We start from the raw sequence: 22,807 nt of genomic DNA on the forward strand, positions 1-22,807 counted from the left end.
ACAAGTTTCCATGGGTAACCATCACGCTTGCGTTGACGATCGGTTAACGCGATTTAACAGCACGGAAGGCTAAATGTGTGATTTACGTTAAGTTGTTAATTACTTTCATTTAGCGTCCCCATTTCGTTATTCTTCTTATAAGAATAATTAATGAATAATTATGATAAGCTTCACACTATTGTCGCATGTGCCTCTTGCAGAAGCGGCAGATTCGAGGTAAAGCTTGAGAAACGTGTCATTCTGACATAAAAGGAGTGTGTGATGAGTTACTCCCATCTTCTTGTTTCTGTTGCGGTTTCCCCCGAAAGTCATCAACTCGTCGCCCGTGCCGTTTCCATTGCCCGCCCGAATAATGCCCGCATAAGTCTGATTACCCTGGCTGCTGAACCCGAAATGTATAATCAACTGGCAGCGCCAATGCTGGAAGATATTCGTGAGGTTCTTCAGGAGGAAACGCAGCAATTTCTGCGCGAGCTGGTTGAGCGGGCAAAATATCCTGTCCACCAGACGGTGATTGCCACCGGCGAGTTAAGTGGACATATTCTCGACATTTGTCAGAAACAGAATGTTGACCTGGTCATTTGCGGAAATCATAACCAGAGCTTTTTTTCCCGGGCGGCATGCTCGGCAAAATCCATCGTTTCGTCAAGCCAGGTGGATGTCCTGCTGGTGCCTCTCGGGGGCAATTAATGCCCCCGGAGAAAATCAGGCGAGTTTAGGGAAGGTCGCGATCTTTTTTTGCAGATCACCTTCCTGAGTTTGCGGCTGGATCGCGCGCAAATCGTCAATAAAACGCGCCTGCCAGCGGTTGATATCATTCTTGACGATGGTCTCCATCATTTCTGAATGACGTGAAATACGTTCCGCAAGCGGCATGGTTAACGCGCGGTTCAGGGCATTTGCCACGTCATCGCGATCGTAAGGGTTCACAATCAGCGCCGAGGTTAACTCGTTTGCCGCACCGGCAAATTGGGACAGCACCAGCACGCCCGGGTCAGCAGGATCTTGTGCTGCTACATACTCTTTTGCCACCAGATTCATCCCGTCGCGCAGCGGGGTGACCAGCCCGACGTCCGCATAGCGGAACACTTTCATCAGAATTTTGCGCTCAAAGTGCTGATTCAGATAGAAAAGTGGAGTCCAGCCGAGCTGACCATAGCGCCCGTTGATGCGCCCTGCTTCGGTCTCCAGCTGGTGACGAATATCCTGGTAAGCCTGAACCTCACCGCGCGAGGTCGGCGCTATCTGGGTATAGCGGATCTTGCCGTGATGCTGCGGGAATTTATCCAGCAGGGTTTCATAAGCGAGGAATCGCTCCGGCAACCCTTTGGAATAATCCAGTCGTTCAACCGAAAAGATATTCTTAACGTGCTTGAGTTCGTCCTTGAGCTGGGCAAGCTTCGGCGGCAGCGGACCAGAGGCCTGCTCGGCGATTTCGTCTGGCTCAATACCAATCGGGTAGACTTCGGTATGGAAATTTCGTCCCCACGCGGTGTGAGATTTGCCGCCGTGAGTGACCAGCCGGGTTTTACCCGACACGCTGTCGAGGAACGCCAGCCTGTCATTTTCCGTCTGGAAACCGAGCAGGTCGTAATCAGACAATGCTTCAAGAATTTCATCATGCTGCGGCAGCGCCGTAAAGATCTCCGGGGTCGGGAACGGAATATGCAGGAAGAAGCCGATCCGGTTCTTCACACCCCGTTTACGCAGCTCCCTGGCGAAGGGCAGCAGATGGTAATCGTGGATCCATAAAATATCGTCTTCTTCGATCAGCGGCAGCAGTTTATCTGCCAGCAGCGCGTTAACGCGCATGTAGCCTTCATAGGATTCACGCTGGAATTTCACCAGATCCAGACGATAGTGAAACGCTGGCCACAGCACGGCGTTTGAGAACTCGGAATAATATTCATCGTAGTCCTTCTCGCTAAGGGCGAAGGAGGCCCACGTGATATTGCCCCGTGACACCTTTTTTAGCGGTTTCTCTTCATTACTGATTTCCCCGCTCCAGCCAAACCAGAGACCACCCGCGGCTTTGAGGGCACCTAATACCCCGACCGCCAGGCCACCGGCACTGGCTTTTTTATCATCCGGCGGTGCGATGCGATTAGAGACGACGACTAAGCGACCCATAATGATTTCTCCCGTTGTTTTGCGCTATTTGTTGTTGTTGCTGGTTAGCGACGTCAGATATCCACTGCCAGACGCTGGCGACATTTTCCAGCCGCCATCCGGCAATGGTTTCACCAGATCCCACCTTGACAGACATGCCCTGGGCCTGGTTTACCACCCTGAACCCGGCCTCGTCGGTCAGGTCATCCCCAAAAAAGACTGGCGTACGCCCTTTGAACGGCGCTTCCGCCATAAACGCTGCAATGGCAGCGCCTTTATTAATTCCTGCCGGTTTAATCTCGACCACACATTTACCCGGCTGTAACGCCAGCTCCGGATGGGCTTCCGCCACGCTTCTTGCCACCGCAAAGATCGCCGCCTCATGATGGGGCGCCTGACGGTAGTGCAGCGCAAAGGCCATGCCTTTGGCTTCCAGTTCCGTGCCGGGAAGCATTTCCAGAGCCGAAGAGAGTTGCGTATGCAGCGCCTGAATCAGCGTGTCGGGGAGTGAAACTATATGCAGTTGATCATGGATATCGCGGCGCTCCGCTCCGTGCACACCGGCCAGCGGAAAGTGATAAGGACTGGCGAGCACGTCCAGCTCGGCCATTGAGCGCCCTGAAATCAATGCCAGTGCCCCCTCGTTCTGTCGGGAGAGCTGCTGCAAATTCTCTAACACCGTGTCCGGTACAACGACGTCATCCGGATGCGGTTCAATCCCGGCGAGCGTCCCGTCGAGGTCAAAAAAGAAAGCAAATTTTCCGGGCAGTACAGGCGGTGCGGTTAACAAGTCAGCCACCCTAATCCTCCTTACAGTGAACAAAACAGCCATGTAAGTATAGACAGTGTGACGGTGCTCGCCATTTGGCAACCGGCCCGTCAGCAAAACTGGCGGGCCGGTCAGGGGGTCAACTATGGTTAATAGTTGAGCATATTGATGGCTAAAAATAAATCAGACGGTACGCTTCGCTTTTTGCTTGTAACGGTCGAAGATCACCGCTGCCAGCAGGATCAGGCCGCGTACGACGTACTGAGAGAACGGAGAAATATTAAGCAGGTTCATGGCGTTCTCCACGGTCCCCAGAATCAGGATCCCCGCCACCACATATGAGATTTTTCCGATGCCGCCCTTGAGGGAAACTCCCCCTAAAACGCAGGCTGAGATGACGATTAGCTCATAACCAATGGAGGTCATTGGCTGGCCGCTGGTCATACGCGACGCCAGAATAATCCCCGCCGCCGCCGATACCAGCCCGGAAAGCACGAAGATAATGATCTTGGTCCGTACGACCGGAACACCCGCCAGGCGCGCCGCCTCTTCATTGCCGCCAATCGCCAGCGTGTTACGGCCAAACGTGGTGCGGTTAAGCAGGAAACCGAACAGGATCAAACAGCCTACCGTCAGCCAGATTGGCGCAGGCAGACCCAGCCAGTTGGCATAGCCCAGCGTGAAGAAACGCTCGTCTTCAATCCCCACGGCTTTCCCGTCGGAGATGATATAGGCCAGACCGCGCACGATTTGCATGGTCGCCAGCGTCGTAATCAGGGCGTTAATCTTCAGGCGCGCAATGACAAACCCGTTCACCAGGCCGCTCAGCACGCCGAGCAGCAGCCCGGCCAGCACGCCGATCCACAGGCTTTCGGTCATGTTGATCACCACGGCAGTGGTGACGCCAGCACAGGCAATCACCGAGGCTACCGACAGGTCAAAATCGCCGGAGGCCAGGCAGAACAGCATTCCGCAGGCCACCATGCCGGACATGGAGATAGCCAGCCCCAGCCCCTTCATATTGATGAACGTGGCGAAATTCGGCACAAAAATCGCGCAGGCGACGAACAGGGCAGCAAAGACCACCAGCATGCCGTACTGGTCCCAGATGCGGCCAAAACTGAAAGCCGACTTCGGCGCTCCGGATGTAGTAACAGAGGACATCATTGACTCCTTACTCAGGCGACAGCCTGGCTAACTTTAGGCATGGCGAGACTCAACGCCTGTTGTTCATTCGCCTGTTCATGCAGCAATTCACCGGCAATTTCACCTTCACGCATCACAACAATGCGGTCGGCGACGCCCAGCACCTCAGGCAGATCGCTGGAGGCGAACAGGACCGCCACACCGCGTTTTGCCAGTTCATAGATGACGTTATAGATTTCGTGTTTCGCCCCCACGTCGATACCGCGCGTTGGCTCATCCAGCAAAATGACCTTCATATCTTCCGACAGCCAGCGCCCCAGAATGGCTTTTTGCTGATTGCCGCCGGACAGGTTCATGATCAGCTGTTCAGCCCCGGGGGTTTTGATGTTCAGCGAACGGATATGGTGATCCGCGTTGCTCGCCTCCCAGCCGTCGTTAATCAGACATCCCGCGCGGATGAACTTGCGCCGGGCAGAGATGTTGATGTTGTCGCGCACCGAGTGCACCGGAATAATGCCCTCGGCCTTTCGATCCTCCGGGCAGAGCATAATCCCCGCGTTAATCGCCTGCGCAGGCTTCTGAATATCGACCTTTTTCCCGTCGACGAAAACCTGGCCCTGAGTTATTCGGGTGCCGCCAAACAGCCCTTTCATCAGCTCGCTGCGCCCTGCCCCCACAAGGCCAAACAGCCCGACGATTTCGCCGCTGCGCACCGAGAGTGAAATGGGCGTGCGCACGCCCGGGGCTTTGACGTTATCCAGACGCAGACGCTCAGGGCCATACTCGCGCGGTTTCCAGTGGTAAATATCCCCCAGATCGCGTCCGACCATCGCCTGCACCAGTTGGTCATGGTTGACCTGCTGCATATCGGTGAAGGTGCGCACGTAGCGGCCATCTTTAAACACGGTGATGGCATCGCTTAAGGCAAAAATCTCTTCCATTCGGTGAGAAACGTACAGAATGATGCGGCCCTCTTTGCGCAGCTCGCGGATCACGCGAAAGAGATTTTCTATTTCACGCGCCGAGAGCGAGCTGGTTGGCTCGTCAAAAGCGATAATTTTGGCGTTACGTGCCAGCGCTTTGGCAATTTCCACCATCTGCCACTGGCCGATGGAGAGATACTTAAGGGGCGTTTGCGGATCGACATCCAGCCCAAGGTGCTTGAGCTGCAAGCCCGCTTCATAGTTGAGCAGCGAGCGGTTGACCACGCCGCTTTTATGCGGAAGCTGGCCCAGATAGATGTTCTCCGCCACGGTCATTTCAGGAATGAGATGCAGCTCCTGATAGATGATGGCGACGCCCGCATTTAACGCTGCCGTGGTGTCGGCAAAGGCCACCTCTTCGCCGCGAATAGCCAGCGTGCCGGTGGTGGGTGTGTAGTTGCCGCTGAGAATTTTTAGCAGCGTGGATTTTCCCGCGCCATTCTCCCCCATCAGGGCGTGAACCTGGCCGGCATAGCAGTCGAAGCTGATATCGGTCAGCGCGTTTACACCGGGGAACGTTTTACCGATGCCGCGGAAAGAGAGATACGGATCAGACTGTTGCATAACGACTCCGTGATTCCTGTAGTGTGTACGTCTGGCCCCTCACGGTGAGTGAGGGGCGCAATCACAGCTTATTACTTACCGCCCAGTCCTTTTTTCGCCAGCTCCTCCTTGAAGTTATCGCGGGTGATCAGCACCACATCGGTCACTTCGGTGAATTTCGGCGGCTCAACCCCTTTGGTCACCCAGTTGTAGAGCATTTCGCTGGATTTATAGCCGTGGACATCCGGGCTTGGCAGCAGAGAGCCGTAGAAACCGGTCGCCTGCGCTTTAGACAGTTCGCTCACGGCGTCAACGCCGTTGATGCCGATCCCGATCACGTCCGGTGCTTTAAAGCCCTGGCCTTCCGTTGCACGCACGCCGCCCAGTACGGTGTTGTCGTTCATCCCCACCACCAGCCAGTGCTTCACTTCCGGATGCTGGACGAGCATGGAGTTCGCCGCATCAAAGGCGCCCGGAATATCGTTGGATTTGGTCGGAACTTTGTAGATCTGTTTTTCCGGGAAGCCAGCCGCTTTCAGGGCGTCCATGGACCCGGTGGTACGACGACGGGCGGTGTCCAGCTCGTCAGCGGTAATGGCCATCACGGCGGTCTCTTTGACATCCCAGCCGCGTTTTTGCATCTCTTTGTAGAGCTCCTGGCCCTGACGCTCACCGATTTTAGTGGCCGCCATCATTACCAGCGGAACGGTATCCATCGGTTTACCTTTGGCGTTCACGAACTGATCGTCCACCGCAATCACTTTCATGTCGTAACCGCGCGCTTTCGCGGCAATCGCTGACCCCAGTTTTGGATCCGGCGTACAGATAACGAAACCTTTCGCGCCGCTGGCCGCCAGGCTATCAATGGCGTTCAGCGTTTTCTCACCGTCAGGTACGGCGATTTTAATTACCTCAAATCCCAAATCTTTTCCGGCTTTATCAGCAAATTTCCATTCGGTCTGGAACCACGGCTCTTCCGGCTGTTTAACCAGAAAACCGAGCTTTAAATTTTCAGCGATAGCGGATTGTGACATAACGGCAGCCAGGCCGATGGCCGCCAGCGCTTTAGTAAATTTGTGCATGGTAAACTCCAGCTTTAGCATTCTTATCTGTAGGGAATAATGGCGAACAACTTATTTAATCGGACTTAAAACAAGGCATTAGCGCTTACCTCGTCATAAGCGTTATTGCTGGAGATAGTTTTAGCGGGAAATTAATCATCCATAAGAGAGCGACATCACACCGCAGAATTACAGTAATTGCGTACATAAATTCAGCGAAAAATGACATAAAAAAGGACGTAATTGTCCTACAAATGGAAAGGAGTTAAGCAGGATTATCCATAAGGTCAGCTAAGAAATCCCTGTAACCCGGACGCCTTAGCGCCCGGCAGAAAAATTACCAGCGGTAATAGATGTGTTCAGCATGATCGCGCACGGGGGCGTCGTCACCCAACAGACGAGCAGAGAGCGCCAGCGCAAAGTCAAAAGCGTGCCCCAGCCCCTTGCCGCTGATGAGGTTATTATCCACCACGACCGGCGCATCCACATATACACCCTCATCAACGCTCTGCCAGAGATCGCCGGAACAGACGTAGCGACGCCCCTTCAGTAGCCCGTTACCGCCCAGCACCCGCGCGGCCGCAGAGCAGATTGGGCAGATGAGTTTGCCCTGCTCGTCATGCGCGGAAACAAAGCGGAGCACCTGCTTGCTAGCCGCAAGATTGACGCTCCCCTGCGGCCCTCCGGGCAACACGACTGCGTCATACAGCGTATTAATGCGCTCCGTTAACGTACTGTCAGCCACCATGGGGATATTGTGGTAACTCACTACCGCACGGGACTCCGCACAGGCCAGCGTCTCCACCTCAATCTGTAAACGCCGCAGAATATCAATCGTGATAATCGCTTCTGCTTCTTCAAAACCGGGTGCCAGCAGCACCGCAACGTTAGCCATCATAAACCTCAACGAATGAAACGATGTAAAACAGTGTTTCATTTTCACTCTTTATCAGATCACAATCTTGCGACGCGATCACAGAACCGTATATTGAGTGAAAATTGATTTAGCTCAAATTTGATACGACAGGATATATTTGCAGATATTATTTCTGATTTAACACTTTTACAGAATTTCCCGCCAAAGAACGTTTCCTGAAACGATAAAAATGAGCAATATTAATTTCACACCCATTAAAATCAACAATTTATATTAAATCCAATCTCTTACCCCTCTTTCTGTTCTGGGCTATATTTAAATTTGTAATGTATGGTAAACACAGCCCAATTAAGAGTTTTCTTAAGTCAAAGAGAAGCGTATGCTTATTTTAATCGAACACAGGAAGTGAATTTTCGAGTTTTTTACCTTGCAGAAATCTATTTCTGCCATTCAATCGTCAATACCTGCCGGGTCAGGTTAAGTAGCGGACATCAAGTCCCACAGTCAATAAGGATATGAGAATGACTACCCAAACGATGATGCAAAAACTGAATGCCCAGATGAACCTGGAGTTTTATGCTTCAAATCTGCATCTGCATTTGAGCGCGTGGTGTTCCAGAAAAAGCCTCAACGGCACTGCCACCTTCTTTCGTACTCAGGCGCAAAGTAACGTCACGCACATGATGCGCGTCTTTAATTTTTTGAAAGCTGTCGGGGCAAACCCTACCGTCAAAGAGCTTGAAACGATTGAAGATAATTACACTTCTCTGGAAGAACTGTTTCAGAAAACGCTCGAAGAGTATGAGCAACGCTGTGCGAAGCTGAGCAAACTGGCTGATGAAGCCAAAGCGCAACGGGACATCATTACCCTCAAGTTTTTACGTGATATGGACAGAGAGCAGCAGCAGGATGGCATGCTGCTGAAGACGCTCGCAGATGAAATCCGCAATGCGAAACGCGCGGGGATTTGTCTGGAGCAGACGGACCGCCATCTTCTCGACATTGCTACCGTGCAACACCACTAAGTCCTTCACCCGCTCCCGTCAGGGCTGAGAGTTCCCCACAAAATAATGCCTGCACAGACGGCCCCCTCTCCCTTGAGGGAGAGGGCTGGGGTGAGGGGGAACATACGGCTCTGGTGGTCATTCCGTTCACTTTATGTTCCTTGCTACTCTGTCACGGCATAACCGGTGAACGTGCCAGGGTGGCTCAGTCGCCACCACCCTGGCGACCCGGGCTTCCGGCGGAAAATCGCCGCTTCGCGGTACCTTCGGCTTATTCCTTCCGGCTTATCGGGGACGGGCGGAGGTAACATCCCTGTAAAGCCCGCCCTCTCGGCGCATCCCTGCGCCTCGCCCCGGCCTACAGGAAACGCCTCAGCGATTTACAGCCGGACCGAGGCATCGCTGAAAGCCTTCAGTTATTCTGAAGGCAACGTTATCGCTTTTGCTTTCAAATTACTGGGGATCCCTCAGCCCGTCAGGGAGTGGGTACCAACTCCCTGCTTTTGCTGACATTTAACAAATCAGATCTTGCTCCCAATGAATAACCATACATCGTGTAATGATTTGTTTAATTACATTCATTAACGAGGGAGCATCATGATCACCATTGAGTTTATTGTCATTATCCTCTGCCTGCTGATAGGCACCCGCTTCGGCGGGATGGGCCTGGGGCTGATAAGCGGCATCGGCCTGTTTGTTTTGAGTTTTGTCTTTGGTCTGCAACCCGGTAAACCGCCGGTTGACGTGATGCTCACGATCCTCGCCGTCATCGGCTGTGCGGCCACGCTACAGACCGCCGGTGGCCTGAATGTAATGATGCAGTTTGCAGAGCGCCTGCTGCGTAAACATCCCCAGCACATCACCCTTCTCGCACCGTTTACCACCTGGATGTTGACCTTCCTGTGCGGGACCGGGCACGTCGTCTACACCATGTTTCCCATTATCGCGGATATCGCCCTGAAAAAAGGCATACGCCCGGAAAGGCCGATGGCGGTGGCCTCGGTGGCATCTCAGATGGCGATCACCGCCTCCCCCGTTTCCGTGGCCGTCGTTTCGCTGGTCTCGATTCTTGGTGCGCAGCACGGTATCGGCCACGCGTGGGGGATCCTCGAAATTCTTGCGGTCTCCGTACCGGCCTCACTGTCTGGCGTCGCCATTGCGGCACTGTGGAGCTTGCGTCGCGGGAAAAACCTCGCAGACGATCCTGAATTTCAGGAAAAGCTGAAAGATCCGAAACAGCGGGAGTTTATCTATGGAGGAACGGAGACGTTGATGGATCAACGTTTCCCGAAACAGGCCTACTGGTCCACGTGGATCTTCTTCGCCGGGATTGCCGTAGTGGTCCTGCTGGGTGCGCTGCCCGAGCTGCGTCCGGCGTTTGAGATCAAAGGCAAAATGACAGCCCTGTCGATGAACCTTGTCATTCAAATGATGATGCTGATCGCCGGGGCCATCATGCTGATGACCTGCAAGGTGAATGCGTCGGCCATTTCAAACGGGGCGGTATTTAAGGCGGGGATGGTCGCGATTTTCTCGGTGTTTGGCGTGGCGTGGATGAGCGATACCTTTTTTCAGGCGCATCTCGACGAGCTGAAAATGGCGCTGGAGGGGGTGGTGAAAAGTCATCCCTGGACGTATGCCATCGTGCTGTTCCTGGTATCAAAACTGGTCAACAGCCAGGCTGCGGCCTTGACCGCGGTCGCCCCGATGGGGTTGATGCTGGGCATCGATCCGAAAATGCTGGTGGCCTTCTTCCCGGCATCCTACGGCTACTTTGTGCTGCCCACCTATCCGAGCGATCTGGCCTGTATCGGGTTCGATCGCTCCGGCACCACCCGCATCGGTAAATTCATCATCAACCACAGCTTTATTCTGCCGGGGCTGATTGGCGTCAGCTGTGCCTGCGTGGTGAGCTATCTGCTGGTGCAGACGTTCTTCTGATCCTTCTGCGGGCGACAGGCTCTGTCGCCCTTCGACGTAAAAGCAGAAAAGAGTTTCTAATTTTAAAACATCGGTTTATTTTAGTGTGACTCACCCTGCGGTGTGAAGCGGAGTTCAATCAGCGCAATCGCTTTCTGGATCGCGCGGAGCGTAACCGGGTCCGCCGCAGCAGGATGGTTGGTGAAATCGATGTTTTTCAGCTGGGTCGACATCTTTTTGCGTACCTCAACCGGCGCGATAACGTCAATCACATCAAGGATTTGTTTGATAACCAGCTGGCAGGCGACGACGTCAGATACCAGTTCCTGATCGGCGCTCAGGTTTTGTGACATGGGGTTCTCCTTATTCAAAGGCCGCCATAGTAGCAAAACAGACGCCCTTCCATCTCCCTCTCGTCGTCCGCAGATATAAAAAAACCTGCCGAAGCAGGTTTTTTTATCAGAACATCGCGCCCGGTGGGACGTCTTTAAACGTTGTGCAGTAGTTTGCCCACATGCTTTTCAGGATTTTGCGCAGTTTCATTATGTTGCTCCAGTAACGTGTTATGCAGGTGTTATTGTCAATACGCTTATAATATGACCACCATCACAAAAATCAACCATTTTGTGACCTGCATCACGGTTATTAAACCCTCAGTGCTGCTGGTTTGTTAAAAAAAGCCATGATAAATCCGCACGTTACAGGCTTATAAATTCCAGTAAATGTTTATAAAATTTTTTGAGCGGGCAGGAAGAGAATGAGTGAAAACGTATCCGGCAAAGAGAGCCGTGGATTATCGCCTGCGGCGCTGCTGGTGGCCGGTGCTTTCTTTATGGAGTTTCTGGATGGGACAGTGATCGCCACCGCGTTGCCGGATATGGCAAAAAGCTTCGGCGACCAGGCGGTGGATCTGAATATCGGCATCAGCGCCTATCTGATCACCCTGGCCGTACTGATCCCCGCCAGCGGCTGGATCGCCGACCGCTTCGGCGCGCGAAAAGTGTTTGCCCTCGCGCTGGCGATCTTCACGCTGGCCTCGGTATTTTGCGGCCTGTCCACCACGCTCGATCAGTTCGTTGCGATGCGCGTCCTCCAGGGCATGGGTGGCGCGCTGATGGTGCCCGTAGGTCGCCTGGCTGTACTGCGCACCACGCCAAAACATCAGCTCATCACGGCAATCGCCACCCTGACGTGGCCTGCGCTGGTCGCGCCGATCATCGGCCCGCCGCTGGGTGGGTTCATTACCAGCTATGCCGACTGGCGCTGGATCTTCTTTATTAACGTGCCGCTGGGGATAATCGCCATTTTGCTGGCACTGCGCATCATTCCAGACCTGCATGAAGATACGCGCCGACCGTTTGATTTACCGGGTTTTGTTGTCACCACCCTTGCCATGGTGAGCCTGGTTTATGCGATGGAGTTGATGGGCGCAGAGCCTCTGCGAACAGGATTAACCGCCACGCTGTTTATCGTCGGTGTCGTCGCCTTAAGCCTGGCGCTGCGTCACTTTAAGCGGGCAACCTGGCCGATGATCAGGCTCGATGCGATGCAGGTGCCGACGTTTCGCGTCACCCTGTACGGCGGATCGCTGTTTCGCGCCTCCATCAGCGCGGTTCCGTTCCTGTTACCGCTGATGTTCCAGGTCGGCTTTGGCATGGACGCGTTCCATTCTGGCCTGCTGGTGCTGGCGGTTTTCGTTGGCAATCTCACCATTAAACCGGCGACGACGCCGCTGATCCGCAGCCTGGGGTTTAAGCGGCTGTTGCTGATTAACGGTGCGTTGAATGTCCTGGCGTTGCTGGCCTGCGCGTTTCTTACGCCGCAGACGCCCGCGTGGCTCATCATGCTGATCCTTTATCTGGGCGGCGTTTTCCGTTCGATTCAGTTTACAGCCATCAGTACGTTGGCTTTTGCGGATGTGCCATCGGCGCAGATGAGCTATGCCAATACTCTGTTTTCAACCGCAACGCAGCTTGCCGTGGGGCTTGGGATCACGCTCGGGGCGATTGGTATTCGTATCGGGGAAAAAGTCAGTGAGGCGATGGGGATTGCCGGTATGCCGGGAATGAGCTTCCGGCTGGCATTTGTGGCAATCGCGCTGATCTGCCTGGTGGGAATGGTTGACACGCTGCGGCTGACTAAAGATGCGGGCAGCGCGGTCTCATCGAAAAAGTAACGCTATCTGCCGGGCAGGCAACGCACCGCCCGGCAAAGTAAATCAGCCAACAATACCGCGCACGAAGGCTTCAATCTCTTTGTCCTGGCAGTTCTCGAAGAAGCACTGCTGGAAGCGCTGGCCTGATACGGCGGTTTTAACCAGCTCAGGATCGATTGCTCGCAGGGTATCCAGATAGTTTTCTTTCACCACCGCCGCTTTCACCTGGTTCAGGATCCCGGCGTTACGCACCTGCGGCTCTTTACGCTCTGGTGGATAGCCTTCGCCATTGCGTCCGGTAAACGCTTTCTCAAAGATAAAGCGTACGTTCAGTTCTGCCCCCCAGCCGAAGCCCTTCGCAAACGGCAGAGAAAGCGCGTTACCGTTGTTGATTTGCGCAAACAGGAAAGCATCCGCAGGATCGATGCAGTAACCGCAAATCACACCCGGATGGATGTTCAGGGACATCAGCGCGCCCTGCCCGGTACCGCAGCCGGTAACAACAAAATCAACGGCTTTAGCGTTAAGCAGAATGCTCGCCATGATGCCCAGGTGAATATAGGTGAGATGATGATCGTTCTCATCACTCATACCGACGTTATAGACCGGAAAACCTTTCTCATCAGCAACGGCTTTCAGCTCATTAAGGATGATGGGATTCTTAGCGGCCTGGCTGTTTTCCATCATCAGTGCAATTTTCATCTTGTCTCTCCTGAATGCATGGCGGGCGATCCCGCTGTGGATACCTTTTCAACTTAACCTTACTATCAAACAAACGCACTTTCAAATTAAGTGAAAACTTGTTTTAAAAAACAAAGATGCGCTCACAATTTCGCGCGGTGGCCCGGCTCGTTGCACAGTGAGAGGGCAGATCCTCCGGCTATTCCAGCCATTGCGTACCATCGCGTTGGTTACAATGGCGTATTTCCCGTCACGCAGAGTGAACCATGAAACGTGTAATCATAGCCGGAACGATCCTGTTGCTCGCCGGGTGCAGTATCAACCGTCAGGCAGAAGTCAGCAGTACGGATGCCCCAAACGGAATTGTGCGCCTCGACTATGGCCAGGCCATGCTGCAAAACGCCTGGTCTGATGAGTATGTTAATAACGGTACGGCAACCAAAGCCTGTCAACATATGGGCTACGCCACTGCGTCAGCCTACGGGCAGCCAATTAAAACCTGCACCCTGATCAGCGGTTCACTCTGTCTGAACGAAAGTGTGACCATTCAGTATAAATGTCAGGGATATGCTGTTACCTCTTCCAGCCAGAATCCGTGGTATTAACCGCTACTGCCAGTCACGCTGGCAGTTTATTTAATAAGAACTAAAACAATTCTCATTAATAAATATAAATGGCGGCAATGCGTTTTATTCCCATTCGTATTTTTAATAAAGAAATATTTATTTTACTTTTTGCAAATAATTAAATAACAAATTATAGTGTCGCTCATCGTGAACCAGAATAAATAAACCGGAGCTGCACCATGTTAAAAACTGAAATGATCGACAAGCTCAATGCGCAAATGAATCTTGAGCTTTTTTCTTCCCTGCTTTATCAGCAGATGAGCGCCTGGTGCAGCTATCACAGCTTTGAAGGGGCGGCCGCCTTCCTGCGTCGTCATGCCCAGGAAGAGATGACGCACATGCAGCGTCTGTTTGATTACCTGACGGACACCGGCAGCCTGCCGCGCATTGATAACGTGGCATCGCCTTTTGCCGAATACGGCTCTCTTGATGAACTGTTCCGCGCCACCTATGAGCATGAACAGCTGATCACCCAGAAAATTAATGAACTGGCTCATGCCGCCATGACCAGCCAGGATTATCCAACCTTTAATTTCCTTCAGTGGTATGTGGCTGAACAGCACGAAGAAGAGAAGCTGTTTAAATCCGTGCTGGATAAATTATCTCTGGCAGGTAAATCCGGGGAAGGTCTGTACTTCATTGATAAAGAGCTGTCGACGCTCGATACCCAGAATTAACAGAAAAGCGGTGCTGAGTTTTCAGCACCGCTTTATTTAATGACGGCAGATTTTACTTTCGTGAGTGGAAAATCCGTCTGCTGCCGGAATGAATTTTCCGCGCGCCGCCAGAAACGCCACCAGCTCCGCGGCCGTCATCTCCGAAGCTGAACAGGTATGGAAACGCGCCGCTTCGCCAAAGCGGGCATGTATTGCCTCAACCAGACTCTCCTCCGTATAGCGCTCACCTGACTCAATCATCATATTCAGCACGTTGTGTCCGTGAATTGACATGGTTACCTCTCGCAAATAAAAAGCAGACTAAACGTTCCCTCCACGGCACGCTTTGCGCTGGCTCAGGTTACCCTTTTCTTTTTGTAAATTAATCATTACACCCTATGTAACGGTGATTTGACGAGATGGTGCTTTTCCCTTACTCTGCGCCGCAGAATGAGTCGCGGTATGGAAGCGTTGTAGAGGAAAGCGTGAAGAACAGAACTCTGGGAAGTATTTTTATCGTCGCCGGAACGACAATTGGCGCAGGAATGTTGGCCATGCCGTTGGCTGCCGCCGGCGTCGGGTTTGGGGTTACCGTAGTGCTGCTGGGCGGTCTGTGGGCCCTGATGTGTTACACCGCGCTATTATTGCTTGAGGTTTATCAGCATGTCCCTGCCGATACTGGCTTAGGCTCCCTGGCTGCACGCTATCTTGGACGCTACGGGCAGTGGATCACCGGTTTCAGCATGATGTTCCTGATGTACGCCCTGACTGCCGCTTACATCAGCGGCGCCGGGGAGTTGATTGCGTCAAGTATCAATGACGGCTTCGGTGCGTCGCTTTCACCGGAAACAGGCGCCATTGTCTTTACGTTGATCGGTGGCGGCGTAGTTTGCGCGGGCACATCGCTGGTCGATCTGTTTAACCGTTTTTTGTTCAGCGCCAAAATTCTCTTCCTGATTGTGATGCTGGTGCTGCTGGCACCGCATGTGCACAAGGTTAACCTGCTCTCTCTCCCGCTGGAGAAAGGTCTGGCGCTTTCGGCCATCCCGGTTATTTTCACCTCCTTCGGTTTTCACGGCAGCGTGCCGAGCATCGTGAGCTATATGAACGGTGATATTCGCAAGCTGCGCCGCGTCTTTGTTATCGGCAGCGCCATTCCGTTGATTGCTTACCTGTTCTGGCAGCTGGTGACGCTGGGCAGTATTGATTCCAATACCTTTATCGGCCTGATGGCAGAGCATTCTGGTCTGAATGGATTCCTGGTTGCCCTGCGTAACGTGGTGGCCTCTTCACACGTGGAGCTGGCGGTACATCTGTTTGCAGACCTGGCGCTGGCAACCTCCTTCCTCGGCGTGGCGCTTGGCCTGTTTGACTATATGGCGGATCTGTTCCAGCGTCGCAATACCGTTGCGGGACGCTTACAGACGGGGGCGATGACCTTCCTGCCGCCGCTGGCCTTCGCGCTCTTTTACCCGCGCGGGTTTGTGATGGCGCTGGGGTATGCTGGCGTGGCGTTATCGGTACTGGCCCTGCTGCTGCCTTCCCTGCTGGCGTGGAAGAGCCGCCAGCAACATCCGCAGCAGGGGTATCGCGTAGCGGGCGGTACGCCAATGCTGTGCGCGGTGTTTGGTTGTGGGGTGGTGATTATTCTGGTGCAGGTGCTGATTGCAGCGGGAATGCTGCCGGAAGTGGGATAACTTATTTATACAGGTCCTGAGGTACTGTTCCGTTCACCTTAAGATCAACAGAATATAATTTTTTCACAGCATGTGAACGGGATAAGGGGGCCGCCGCGGCCCCCTTATCAATCCCCGCGGCCACGCGGAAAATCGGTGCTTCGCACTGCGCTCACCTCCCGACCATCTGCCTGCGGTCGGCTCAACTCGACATCCTGTCTCGATTCGCCTCTGGCCGCCATCCATGGCGTCCAGCCCTTGTCATCTGGTCTCCGGTTCGCCGATTTTAGCGGGGACTCAACACCCGTGCCCCATTCAGGCCACAGTAATTAATGATTTAATGCAGGCAGCAGCTTTTAAACTTCTTCCCACTCCCGCACGGGCACGGATCGTTACGCCCCACCTTCGACCCGTTCACGATCGGCTTTTTCGCTTCCGGCTGCTGCGGGTTAGCCACCCAGTAGTTATACAAACGCAGCGCCGCAGGCTGAATGCTTTCGATGCTGGCCATGTACTCCTCTTCGGTCAGCGCATCCAGCTTCTCGCTGTTCTCTTCCGTCCCGTGCAGGGCAATCACCGCCAGGTCCGCTTCCAGCGCTTCCGGCAGGGATGACCAGTCCGTCAGCGCCACGCCGCGCATGTAGCCATAGCACCACTCTTCCACCACGGTATAGCTCTGACCGTCAACGTCGTTATAGCCAAACAGCGGTTCAAACTGATCCGGGTATTCGCTCAAACGCTCGGCAATATCGTTCATGTGCTTAAAGCAGAGATCGATAAAACGGTTCATCTCACGATCGTTTTTCCAGCGCGGAATATATTTCTCACCACCCCAGACCGCCACCAGCCAGGTGTCGGGCTCCACCACAACGGGACCGGAAAGTACTGCGGTAAGCATGCCGTCCAGTTCGGACACGTCAATCACGGATGCATCGTCGTGACCGTAAGAGATTAATGTCTCTTCCAGCCACGCCATCTCGCTTTCATTTAATGGGCCTTCAGCCATTGCTGATACTCCTGATAAAAAAAACGATCCTGACATAGATCGCCGCGCGTGCCTATCTGAAGTTTAGGTCTTTATTGCTGCAAAAACGTGCAAATCGTGACCGTTGCACAACTTATGGGCTTTGTTGTTAAGGAGATGTGATCTCCGCTGTAAATTCATCTCATCCCGCAAAGACGCATAAAACGGCGCTCTATACTCAACGTGTTGTGACCCGGTCAAGGGATTAACCATTCTGGCAACCTTTTTGCTTAATGTTCTGCGCGCTTCGCGGTGCGTGGGATCCTCGCCGTATTAAGCATGAGATTGCTTCTAAAGTGCATTTTGTTCTCGCTCTTGTTTTTGGATTTACGATGCCATCAGGCGTTCGGGTTTATACCTGGTGCAAAAACCTCTTTGCTAAGGAACATAATAATGTCGCTGAAATTTACCAAAACTCCCCTCTCCCTGGTGCTGGCCGGTTGTCTGGTGACGGCCTTTTCCGCGCAGGCCGATATCGTCATCGGCGTGGCCGGGCCGTTCACAGGCCCGAACGCAACCTACGGCGATCAATACTGGCATGGCGCTACGCAGGCGGCGGAAGACATTAACGCCGCCGGTGGGATCAACGGTGAGAAAATCAAACTGGTTCAGGGCGACGACGCCTGCGAGCCCAAACAGGCCGTCGCCGTTGCCAACCGCTTAGTCGATCAGGATAAAGTGAAAGCGGTCGTCGGCCACTTCTGCTCCTCGTCGACCATGCCCGCCTCCGAGGTCTACAGCGATGCCGGGATCCTCTCCATCACCCCCGGCTCAACGAACCCACTAATTACCGAACGTGGCATGAGCGACATATTTCGCATGTGCGGACGTGACGACCAGCAGGGCCAGGTCGCCAGCGATTTTATTCTTGATAAGCTGAAAGCCAAACGGGTGGTCATCATCCACGATAAAGACACCTACGGTCAGGGGCTGGCGGACGCCACTAAAGCGGCGCTGGCGAAACGCGGCGTGAAGGAGGTGATGTACGAAGGGTTATCCCGCGGGGAGAAAGACTTTAATGCGCTGGTGACCAAAATCGGCGCACAAAAACCGGACGTGGTGTTCTTCGGGGGCTGTCACCCGGAAGCGGGCCCACTGGTTCGCCAGATGCGTGAACAGGGCGTGCAGGCGAAGTTCTTCTCGGGAGACTGTATCGTCAATGAAGAGATGGTCACCGCCGCCGGTGGGGCGCAGTACACCAACGGTATTTACATGACCTTTGGTAAAGATCCGCGCCAGATCCCGGACGGAAAAGCCGTCATCGAGAAATTCCGCGCCGGTAAATTTGAACCTGAAGGATACACCCTCTACGCCTACGCGTCTGTGCAGGCTATCGCGGCGGCATTTAAGGCCACGAAAGGGACGGATTCCGCAAAAGCCAGCGAGTGGCTGAAGGCCAACCCTGTCGACACGGTGATGGGTAAAAAAGCCTGGGACAGCAAAGGTGACCTCAAAGTCTCTGACTACGTGGTCTACCAGTGGGATGACAAAGGCAAATATAAAGAAGTGCCATAACGGGACGGAATCTGCTCAGCGCCGGCAGGTCTGACTGTCGGCGTAACCCTTTATTCAGGTGCGCGACCATGAGTACATTCTTCCTGCAACAATTAATTAATGGCTTAACGCTGGGTTCGGTCTACGGTCTTATCGCCATCGGCTACACCATGGTGTACGGCATCATCGGCATGATCAATTTCGCCCACGGCGAAGTGTATATGATCTCCGCCTATCTCTCGGCCATTGGCCTGGCTCTGCTGGCGTTTTTTGGACTCCACTCCTTTCCGCTGCTGATCCTGGGGACGCTGGTTTTCACCATCGTGGTCACCGGGGTTTACGGCTGGACGATTGAGCGCATCGCCTATAAGCCGCTACGCAACTCGACGCGTCTGGCGCCGCTGATTTCGGCCATCGGGATGTCGTTGATACTGCAAAACTACGTCCAGCTCAGTCAGGGTCCGCGTCAGCAGGGCGTCCCGACCATGCTGGATGGCGTGCTGCGTTTTCACCTCGGCGAAGGGTTTGTCCAGATAACCTATACCAAAGTCTTTATTCTCATCGCCTCGTTCGCGGGCATGCTGGTGCTGACCTGGATTATCAACCGTACCCGCTTAGGACGCATGTGCCGTGCGGTACAGCAGGATCGTAAGATGGCCTCCATTCTGGGTATCAACACCGACAGAATTATTTCGCTGGTGTTTGTTATCGGCGCAGCCATGGCCGGGCTGGCGGGCGTGCTGATCACCATGAATTACGGCACCTTTGATTTTTACGTCGGGTTCGTTATCGGCATCAAGGCCTTTACGGCGGCGGTGCTGGGCGGCATCGGCTCTCTGCCCGGTGCGATGCTTGGCGGGCTGATTCTGGGCGTCGCAGAAGCGCAATTCTCCGGGATGGTGAACTCGGATTATAAAGACGTGTTCTCGTTTGGATTGCTGGTCTTAATTCTGATCTTCCGTCCTCAGGGGCTGCTGGGCCGCCCTGTCGTGGCTAAAGTGTAAGGAACAACGCGATGACCTCTGACGGTTTTTCCCTGAAGCGCTGCATTCTGGACTCGATTTTTTCCGGAATGATCGCCCTGATTATTTTCGGCCCGATTGCGGGCGTGATACTGGATGGTTACAGCTTTACCTTTGACGGCCAGCGGCTGGCGTGGATTGTTGGCACGGTGATGTTGGGACGCTTTTTACTGAGCGCCTTTTCAGCTACGGCGGCCGGAAGACGTTTACAGGCGCGGTTTGAATCCGACAATGCGGGGGTGTATGTCCGGCCGCCGGCGTATAAAAGCCGCATGCGCTGGATCATTCCGCTGATTGTCACGCTGGCGATCTGCTTCCCGTTTGTGGCCACTAAATACGTTCTGACGGTTGCCATTCTCGGACTGATCTACGTCCTGCTCGGTCTTGGGCTGAACATTGTTGTTGGCCTGGCAGGGCTGCTGGATCTGGGTTATGTCGCCTTCTATGCCATCGGCGCTTACGGGCTGGCGCTCGGGTATCAGTACCTGGGGCTTGGGTTCTGGAGCATGCTGCCGCTGGCGGCGCTAATGGCCGCGGGCGCGGGCGCCCTGCTCGGCTTTCCGGTGCTGCGCATGCACGGGGATTATCTCGCCATCGTCACGCTTGGGTTTGGCGAGATCATCCGCTTGGTGCTGAACAACTGGCTCACCTTCACCGGCGGGCCTAACGGCGTTTCAGCCCCTGCCCCGACCTTTTTTGGCCTGGAGTTTGGCCGACGCGCCAAAGAAGGCGGCGTCCCCTTCCACGAGTTCTTCGGCCTGACCTATAACCCCAACTTGAAGTTTATCTTCATCTATGCGGTGCTGTTCCTGGTAGTCATGCTGGTGCTGTACATTAAACACCGGCTGACCCGAATGCCCATTGGACGGGCGTGGGAAGCGCTCCGTGAGGATGAGATTGCCTGCCGTTCAATGGGGCTGAATCACGTTCTGGTCAAACTCTCGGCCTTCACCCTGGGCGCATCGACGGCAGGTATCGCCGGAGTGTTTTTTGCCACCTACCAGGGATTTGTTAACCCGACCTCTTTCACCTTTTTTGAATCGGCCCTGATCCTCGCCATTGTGGTCCTGGGCGGGATGGGCTCCACCGTCGGCGTTGTACTGGCCGCCTTTGTGCTGACCGTCACGCCGGAACTGCTGCGCAGCTTTGCGGAATATCGCGTGCTGCTGTTTGGCATGCTGATGGTGGTGATGATGATCTGGCGTCCTCGCGGTCTGATCCGCATCAACCGCAGCGGATTTGCCGTGCGTAAAGGAGTGGCGCCATGAACGCAACGATTTTACGTGTAGAACATCTGATGATGCACTTCGGCGGGATCAAGGCCTTAAACGACGTCAATCTTGAGGTGCAGCGCGGCTCCATTACCGCACTCATTGGGCCTAACGGCGCGGGAAAAACGACCGTCTTTAACTGCCTGACCGGTTTCTACCGGGCCTCCGGCGGCAACATTCTGTTCAATGCACGAAATAAAACCACCAATGTCATTCAGGTGCTCGGCCAGAAATTCCAGCCGGGCGACTGGCTCAACCCGGCGCAGCTTGGTCAACGCCTGTTCTATAAGATGTTTGGCGGCACGCATCTGGTGAACCGCGCGGGTCTTGCGCGCACGTTTCAAAACATCCGCCTGTTCCGCGAGATGTCCGTTGTGGAAAACCTGCTGGTGGCACAGCACATGCGCGTCAACCGCAATCTGCTGGCGGGGGTGCTGAACACCCCTGCGTATCGTCGCTCAGAGAACGATGCGCTGGACCGAGCGTTTTACTGGCTGGAGGTGGTGGATCTGGTGGATTGCGCGAACCGTCTGGCCGGGGAAATGTCCTATGGCCAGCAACGACGCCTCGAAATCGCCCGCGCCATGTGTACCGGCCCGGAGATGATTTGTCTCGATGAACCTGCTGCCGGCCTGAACCCGGTGGAAACGCACAAGCTGAGTGAGATCATCCGGTTCCTGCGCGACCACCATGACATCACGGTTTTGCTGATCGAGCATGATATGGGGATGGTGATGGGCATTTCAGATGACATCATTGTGCTCGATCATGGCGATGTGATTGCCAGAGGTAAACCGGCTGAGATCCAGCACAATGAAAAAGTGATTGCCGCGTATCTGGGCACCGACGAAAGCGAGGTAAATCTGTGAGCGAACCGATGCTTCAGTTTCAGGATGTGGATGTTTTCTACGGGGTGATCCAGGCGTTGAAGCAGGTTTCGCTTGAGGTTAACAAAGGGGAAACCGTGGCCCTGATTGGCGCTAACGGCGCGGGGAAGTCAACATTACTGATGTCTGTCTTTGGTCAGCCCCGGATCCGCAACGGGCAGATCCTCTTCTGCGGCGAGGATATCAGCCACAAATCCACCCACTATGTTGCCACCGGTGGCATCGCGCAGGCACCTGAGGGACGACGCATTTTCCCGGATATGTCTGTAGAAGAGAACCTGCTGATGGGGACAATCCCCGTCGGCAATCAGCATGCAGCGGAAGATATGCAAAGCATGTTCGACCTCTTCCCCCGCCTCAAGGAGCGACGTAACCAGCGGGCGATGACGCTCTCCGGCGGTGAACAGCAGATGCTGGCTATCGCCCGCGCGCTGATGAGCCGTCCTAAACTTCTGCTGCTGGATGAACCCAGCCTCGGCCTCGCGCCAATCGTGGTTAAACAGATTTTCCAGACGCTGCGCGAACTGGCCCGTAACGGAATGACGATTTTTCTGGTCGAGCAGAATGCGCACCACGCGCTGAAGTTGTCCGACCGCGGCTATGTGATGGTTAACGGGCAGATTCGGTTAAGCGGCAGCGGCGAGGCGTTGCTGAAGGATCCGGAGGTGAGAAAGGCGTATCTGGGTGGCGTGTGAAACGAAAAGGCTATAGTGAGAAAAACTCACAGTAATCCGACATGTGGCTGGTATCCGATTCGCCCACAGTTCTTCAACTTGGTCTTTAAGCATATATCCACTATGCTCGCTGGCTGCACGGGCATGAACAACCACCAGTCAACCACGCCACACTGTTGCACAGAGCGTGGTATGGCATTTGATAACTTCAGAGTCCATCAACTTTTAG

The 22,807-nt window shown here is 54.1% G+C and carries 23 protein-coding genes; 12 read left to right on the plus strand and 11 right to left on the minus strand.

Features of this window, described 5'->3' with window-relative positions:
• Positions 1-261: 261 nt before the first annotated feature.
• Complete coding sequence (gene uspC / locus ACJTMZ_RS03255) at positions 262-690, plus strand: universal stress protein UspC (RefSeq protein WP_017384418.1); 429 nt, start codon at positions 262-264, stop codon at positions 688-690.
• Between the two features lie 15 nt (positions 691-705).
• On the opposite strand, the gene otsA is transcribed toward uspC, so the two are convergent.
• From otsA to ACJTMZ_RS03285, 6 genes are all read right to left on the minus strand, one after another.
• The gene (gene otsA, locus ACJTMZ_RS03260; protein ID WP_165468549.1) at positions 706-2,130 is read right to left on the minus strand and encodes an alpha,alpha-trehalose-phosphate synthase; all 1,425 of its coding nucleotides are present in this window, start codon (positions 2,128-2,130) and stop codon (positions 706-708) included.
• Positions 2,105-2,908 (minus strand): trehalose-phosphatase, encoded by an 804-nt coding sequence (otsB, locus tag ACJTMZ_RS03265; RefSeq protein WP_023303910.1) that lies wholly within the window; start codon positions 2,906-2,908, stop codon positions 2,105-2,107. Before otsB ends, otsA begins: the two co-directional genes overlap by 26 nt.
• Before the next feature lie 153 nt (positions 2,909-3,061).
• Positions 3,062-4,042, minus strand: a complete 981-nt coding sequence (gene araH / locus ACJTMZ_RS03270; protein ID WP_003859689.1) for an arabinose ABC transporter permease AraH — start codon at positions 4,040-4,042, stop codon at positions 3,062-3,064.
• 14 nt (positions 4,043-4,056) lie between these two features.
• A complete protein-coding gene (gene araG / locus ACJTMZ_RS03275; RefSeq protein WP_003859688.1) occupies positions 4,057-5,571 on the minus strand; it encodes an L-arabinose ABC transporter ATP-binding protein AraG in 1,515 nt (504 codons plus the stop codon).
• 71 nt (positions 5,572-5,642) lie between these two features.
• On the minus strand, positions 5,643-6,632 hold the full coding sequence (gene araF, locus ACJTMZ_RS03280) for an arabinose ABC transporter substrate-binding protein AraF (RefSeq protein WP_017384422.1): 990 nt from the start codon (positions 6,630-6,632) through the stop codon (positions 5,643-5,645).
• A 316-nt stretch (positions 6,633-6,948) separates the two neighbouring features.
• Positions 6,949-7,506, minus strand: a complete 558-nt coding sequence (locus tag ACJTMZ_RS03285) for a DJ-1 family glyoxalase III (protein ID WP_040118307.1) — start codon at positions 7,504-7,506, stop codon at positions 6,949-6,951.
• A 503-nt stretch (positions 7,507-8,009) separates the two neighbouring features.
• On the opposite strand from ACJTMZ_RS03285, the gene ACJTMZ_RS03290 reads away from it, so the two are divergent.
• The gene (locus tag ACJTMZ_RS03290) at positions 8,010-8,513 is read left to right on the plus strand and encodes a non-heme ferritin-like protein (RefSeq protein WP_017384424.1); all 504 of its coding nucleotides are present in this window, start codon (positions 8,010-8,012) and stop codon (positions 8,511-8,513) included.
• A gap of 576 nt (positions 8,514-9,089) precedes the next feature.
• Positions 9,090-10,433, plus strand: coding sequence for an anaerobic C4-dicarboxylate transporter (locus ACJTMZ_RS03295; protein ID WP_017693227.1), 1,344 nt, complete (start codon positions 9,090-9,092; stop codon positions 10,431-10,433).
• An 80-nt stretch (positions 10,434-10,513) separates the two neighbouring features.
• On the opposite strand, the gene ACJTMZ_RS03300 is transcribed toward ACJTMZ_RS03295, so the two are convergent.
• Both ACJTMZ_RS03300 and azuC read right to left on the minus strand, forming a co-directional pair.
• On the minus strand, positions 10,514-10,765 hold the full coding sequence (locus tag ACJTMZ_RS03300) for a DUF2766 family protein (protein ID WP_252010672.1): 252 nt from the start codon (positions 10,763-10,765) through the stop codon (positions 10,514-10,516).
• A 106-nt stretch (positions 10,766-10,871) separates the two neighbouring features.
• Positions 10,872-10,955 (minus strand): stress response protein AzuC, encoded by an 84-nt coding sequence (gene azuC / locus ACJTMZ_RS03305; RefSeq protein ID WP_003859682.1) that lies wholly within the window; start codon positions 10,953-10,955, stop codon positions 10,872-10,874.
• A gap of 214 nt (positions 10,956-11,169) precedes the next feature.
• On the opposite strand from azuC, the gene ACJTMZ_RS03310 reads away from it, so the two are divergent.
• Positions 11,170-12,588, plus strand: coding sequence for an MFS transporter (locus ACJTMZ_RS03310; protein ID WP_017384426.1), 1,419 nt, complete (start codon positions 11,170-11,172; stop codon positions 12,586-12,588).
• Between the two features lie 42 nt (positions 12,589-12,630).
• Here the strand turns inward: ACJTMZ_RS03310 and ACJTMZ_RS03315 are convergent, their stop codons facing one another.
• Positions 12,631-13,269: an RpiB/LacA/LacB family sugar-phosphate isomerase gene (locus ACJTMZ_RS03315; RefSeq protein ID WP_003859680.1), complete on the minus strand. Its 639-nt coding sequence runs from the start codon at positions 13,267-13,269 to the stop codon at positions 12,631-12,633.
• 245 nt (positions 13,270-13,514) lie between these two features.
• Here ACJTMZ_RS03315 and yecR point away from each other — a divergent pair, with 245 nt between their 5' ends.
• Both yecR and ftnA read left to right on the plus strand, forming a co-directional pair.
• Entirely contained in the window at positions 13,515-13,853 is a 339-nt protein-coding gene (yecR, locus tag ACJTMZ_RS03320; RefSeq protein WP_015570249.1) for a YecR family lipoprotein, read from the plus strand.
• 200 nt (positions 13,854-14,053) lie between these two features.
• Positions 14,054-14,551, plus strand: coding sequence for a non-heme ferritin (ftnA, locus tag ACJTMZ_RS03325; RefSeq protein WP_003859676.1), 498 nt, complete (start codon positions 14,054-14,056; stop codon positions 14,549-14,551).
• Positions 14,552-14,587: 36 nt separating this feature from the next.
• Here ftnA and ACJTMZ_RS03330 read toward each other — a convergent pair whose 3' ends face one another.
• Positions 14,588-14,824, minus strand: coding sequence for a YecH family metal-binding protein (locus ACJTMZ_RS03330; protein WP_165467903.1), 237 nt, complete (start codon positions 14,822-14,824; stop codon positions 14,588-14,590).
• 191 nt (positions 14,825-15,015) lie between these two features.
• On the opposite strand from ACJTMZ_RS03330, the gene tyrP reads away from it, so the two are divergent.
• Positions 15,016-16,227 (plus strand): tyrosine transporter TyrP, encoded by a 1,212-nt coding sequence (gene tyrP, locus ACJTMZ_RS03335; protein ID WP_026080699.1) that lies wholly within the window; start codon positions 15,016-15,018, stop codon positions 16,225-16,227.
• Between the two features lie 316 nt (positions 16,228-16,543).
• On the opposite strand, the gene ACJTMZ_RS03340 is transcribed toward tyrP, so the two are convergent.
• Complete coding sequence (locus ACJTMZ_RS03340; protein WP_003859671.1) at positions 16,544-17,212, minus strand: YecA family protein; 669 nt, start codon at positions 17,210-17,212, stop codon at positions 16,544-16,546.
• Between the two features lie 411 nt (positions 17,213-17,623).
• On the opposite strand from ACJTMZ_RS03340, the gene ACJTMZ_RS03345 reads away from it, so the two are divergent.
• The 5 genes from ACJTMZ_RS03345 to ACJTMZ_RS03365 all read left to right on the plus strand — a co-directional run bounded on the left by ACJTMZ_RS03345 (position 17,624) and on the right by ACJTMZ_RS03365 (position 22,599).
• Complete coding sequence (locus ACJTMZ_RS03345) at positions 17,624-18,745, plus strand: branched-chain amino acid ABC transporter substrate-binding protein (protein ID WP_017693225.1); 1,122 nt, start codon at positions 17,624-17,626, stop codon at positions 18,743-18,745.
• Positions 18,746-18,813: 68 nt separating this feature from the next.
• Positions 18,814-19,728 carry an ABC transporter permease subunit gene (locus ACJTMZ_RS03350; RefSeq protein WP_003859667.1) on the plus strand — a complete coding sequence of 305 codons (915 nt, stop codon included), beginning with the start codon at positions 18,814-18,816 and terminating at the stop codon, positions 19,726-19,728.
• Positions 19,729-19,739: 11 nt separating this feature from the next.
• The gene (livM, locus tag ACJTMZ_RS03355) at positions 19,740-21,014 is read left to right on the plus strand and encodes a high-affinity branched-chain amino acid ABC transporter permease LivM (RefSeq protein WP_165467904.1); all 1,275 of its coding nucleotides are present in this window, start codon (positions 19,740-19,742) and stop codon (positions 21,012-21,014) included.
• Positions 21,011-21,886, plus strand: a complete 876-nt coding sequence (locus ACJTMZ_RS03360) for an ABC transporter ATP-binding protein (protein ID WP_015570244.1) — start codon at positions 21,011-21,013, stop codon at positions 21,884-21,886. Before livM ends, ACJTMZ_RS03360 begins: the two co-directional genes overlap by 4 nt.
• Positions 21,883-22,599 (plus strand): ABC transporter ATP-binding protein, encoded by a 717-nt coding sequence (locus ACJTMZ_RS03365; RefSeq protein WP_017384431.1) that lies wholly within the window; start codon positions 21,883-21,885, stop codon positions 22,597-22,599. The genes ACJTMZ_RS03360 and ACJTMZ_RS03365 overlap by 4 nt, the downstream gene beginning before the upstream one ends.
• Positions 22,600-22,807 lie beyond the last annotated feature (208 nt).

It is taken from the genome of Enterobacter sp. DN (genome assembly GCF_046054285.1).
Taxonomy (GTDB): Bacteria; Pseudomonadota; Gammaproteobacteria; order Enterobacterales; family Enterobacteriaceae; genus Enterobacter; species Enterobacter hormaechei_C.

Coding starts and splice junctions, on each gene's coding strand:
- ACJTMZ_RS03340 (WP_003859671.1), bottom strand. CDS start 17,212: ATGGCTGAAGGCCCATTAAATGAAAGCGAGATGGCGTGGCTGGAAGAG.
- livM (WP_165467904.1), top strand. CDS start 19,740: ATGACCTCTGACGGTTTTTCCCTGAAGCGCTGCATTCTGGACTCGATT.
- araF (WP_017384422.1), bottom strand. CDS start 6,632: ATGCACAAATTTACTAAAGCGCTGGCGGCCATCGGCCTGGCTGCCGTT.
- ACJTMZ_RS03360 (WP_015570244.1), top strand. CDS start 21,011: ATGAACGCAACGATTTTACGTGTAGAACATCTGATGATGCACTTCGGC.
- ACJTMZ_RS03300 (WP_252010672.1), bottom strand. CDS start 10,765: ATGTCACAAAACCTGAGCGCCGATCAGGAACTGGTATCTGACGTCGTC.
- azuC (WP_003859682.1), bottom strand. CDS start 10,955: ATGAAACTGCGCAAAATCCTGAAAAGCATGTGGGCAAACTACTGCACA.
- uspC (WP_017384418.1), top strand. CDS start 262: ATGAGTTACTCCCATCTTCTTGTTTCTGTTGCGGTTTCCCCCGAAAGT.
- araG (WP_003859688.1), bottom strand. CDS start 5,571: ATGCAACAGTCTGATCCGTATCTCTCTTTCCGCGGCATCGGTAAAACG.
- araH (WP_003859689.1), bottom strand. CDS start 4,042: ATGTCCTCTGTTACTACATCCGGAGCGCCGAAGTCGGCTTTCAGTTTT.
- ACJTMZ_RS03290 (WP_017384424.1), top strand. CDS start 8,010: ATGACTACCCAAACGATGATGCAAAAACTGAATGCCCAGATGAACCTG.
- yecR (WP_015570249.1), top strand. CDS start 13,515: ATGAAACGTGTAATCATAGCCGGAACGATCCTGTTGCTCGCCGGGTGC.
- ACJTMZ_RS03285 (WP_040118307.1), bottom strand. CDS start 7,506: ATGGCTAACGTTGCGGTGCTGCTGGCACCCGGTTTTGAAGAAGCAGAA.
- ACJTMZ_RS03310 (WP_017384426.1), top strand. CDS start 11,170: ATGAGTGAAAACGTATCCGGCAAAGAGAGCCGTGGATTATCGCCTGCG.
- ACJTMZ_RS03330 (WP_165467903.1), bottom strand. CDS start 14,824: ATGTCAATTCACGGACACAACGTGCTGAATATGATGATTGAGTCAGGT.
- otsA (WP_165468549.1), bottom strand. CDS start 2,130: ATGGGTCGCTTAGTCGTCGTCTCTAATCGCATCGCACCGCCGGATGAT.
- ACJTMZ_RS03295 (WP_017693227.1), top strand. CDS start 9,090: ATGATCACCATTGAGTTTATTGTCATTATCCTCTGCCTGCTGATAGGC.
- ftnA (WP_003859676.1), top strand. CDS start 14,054: ATGTTAAAAACTGAAATGATCGACAAGCTCAATGCGCAAATGAATCTT.
- ACJTMZ_RS03345 (WP_017693225.1), top strand. CDS start 17,624: ATGTCGCTGAAATTTACCAAAACTCCCCTCTCCCTGGTGCTGGCCGGT.
- ACJTMZ_RS03350 (WP_003859667.1), top strand. CDS start 18,814: ATGAGTACATTCTTCCTGCAACAATTAATTAATGGCTTAACGCTGGGT.
- ACJTMZ_RS03315 (WP_003859680.1), bottom strand. CDS start 13,269: ATGAAAATTGCACTGATGATGGAAAACAGCCAGGCCGCTAAGAATCCC.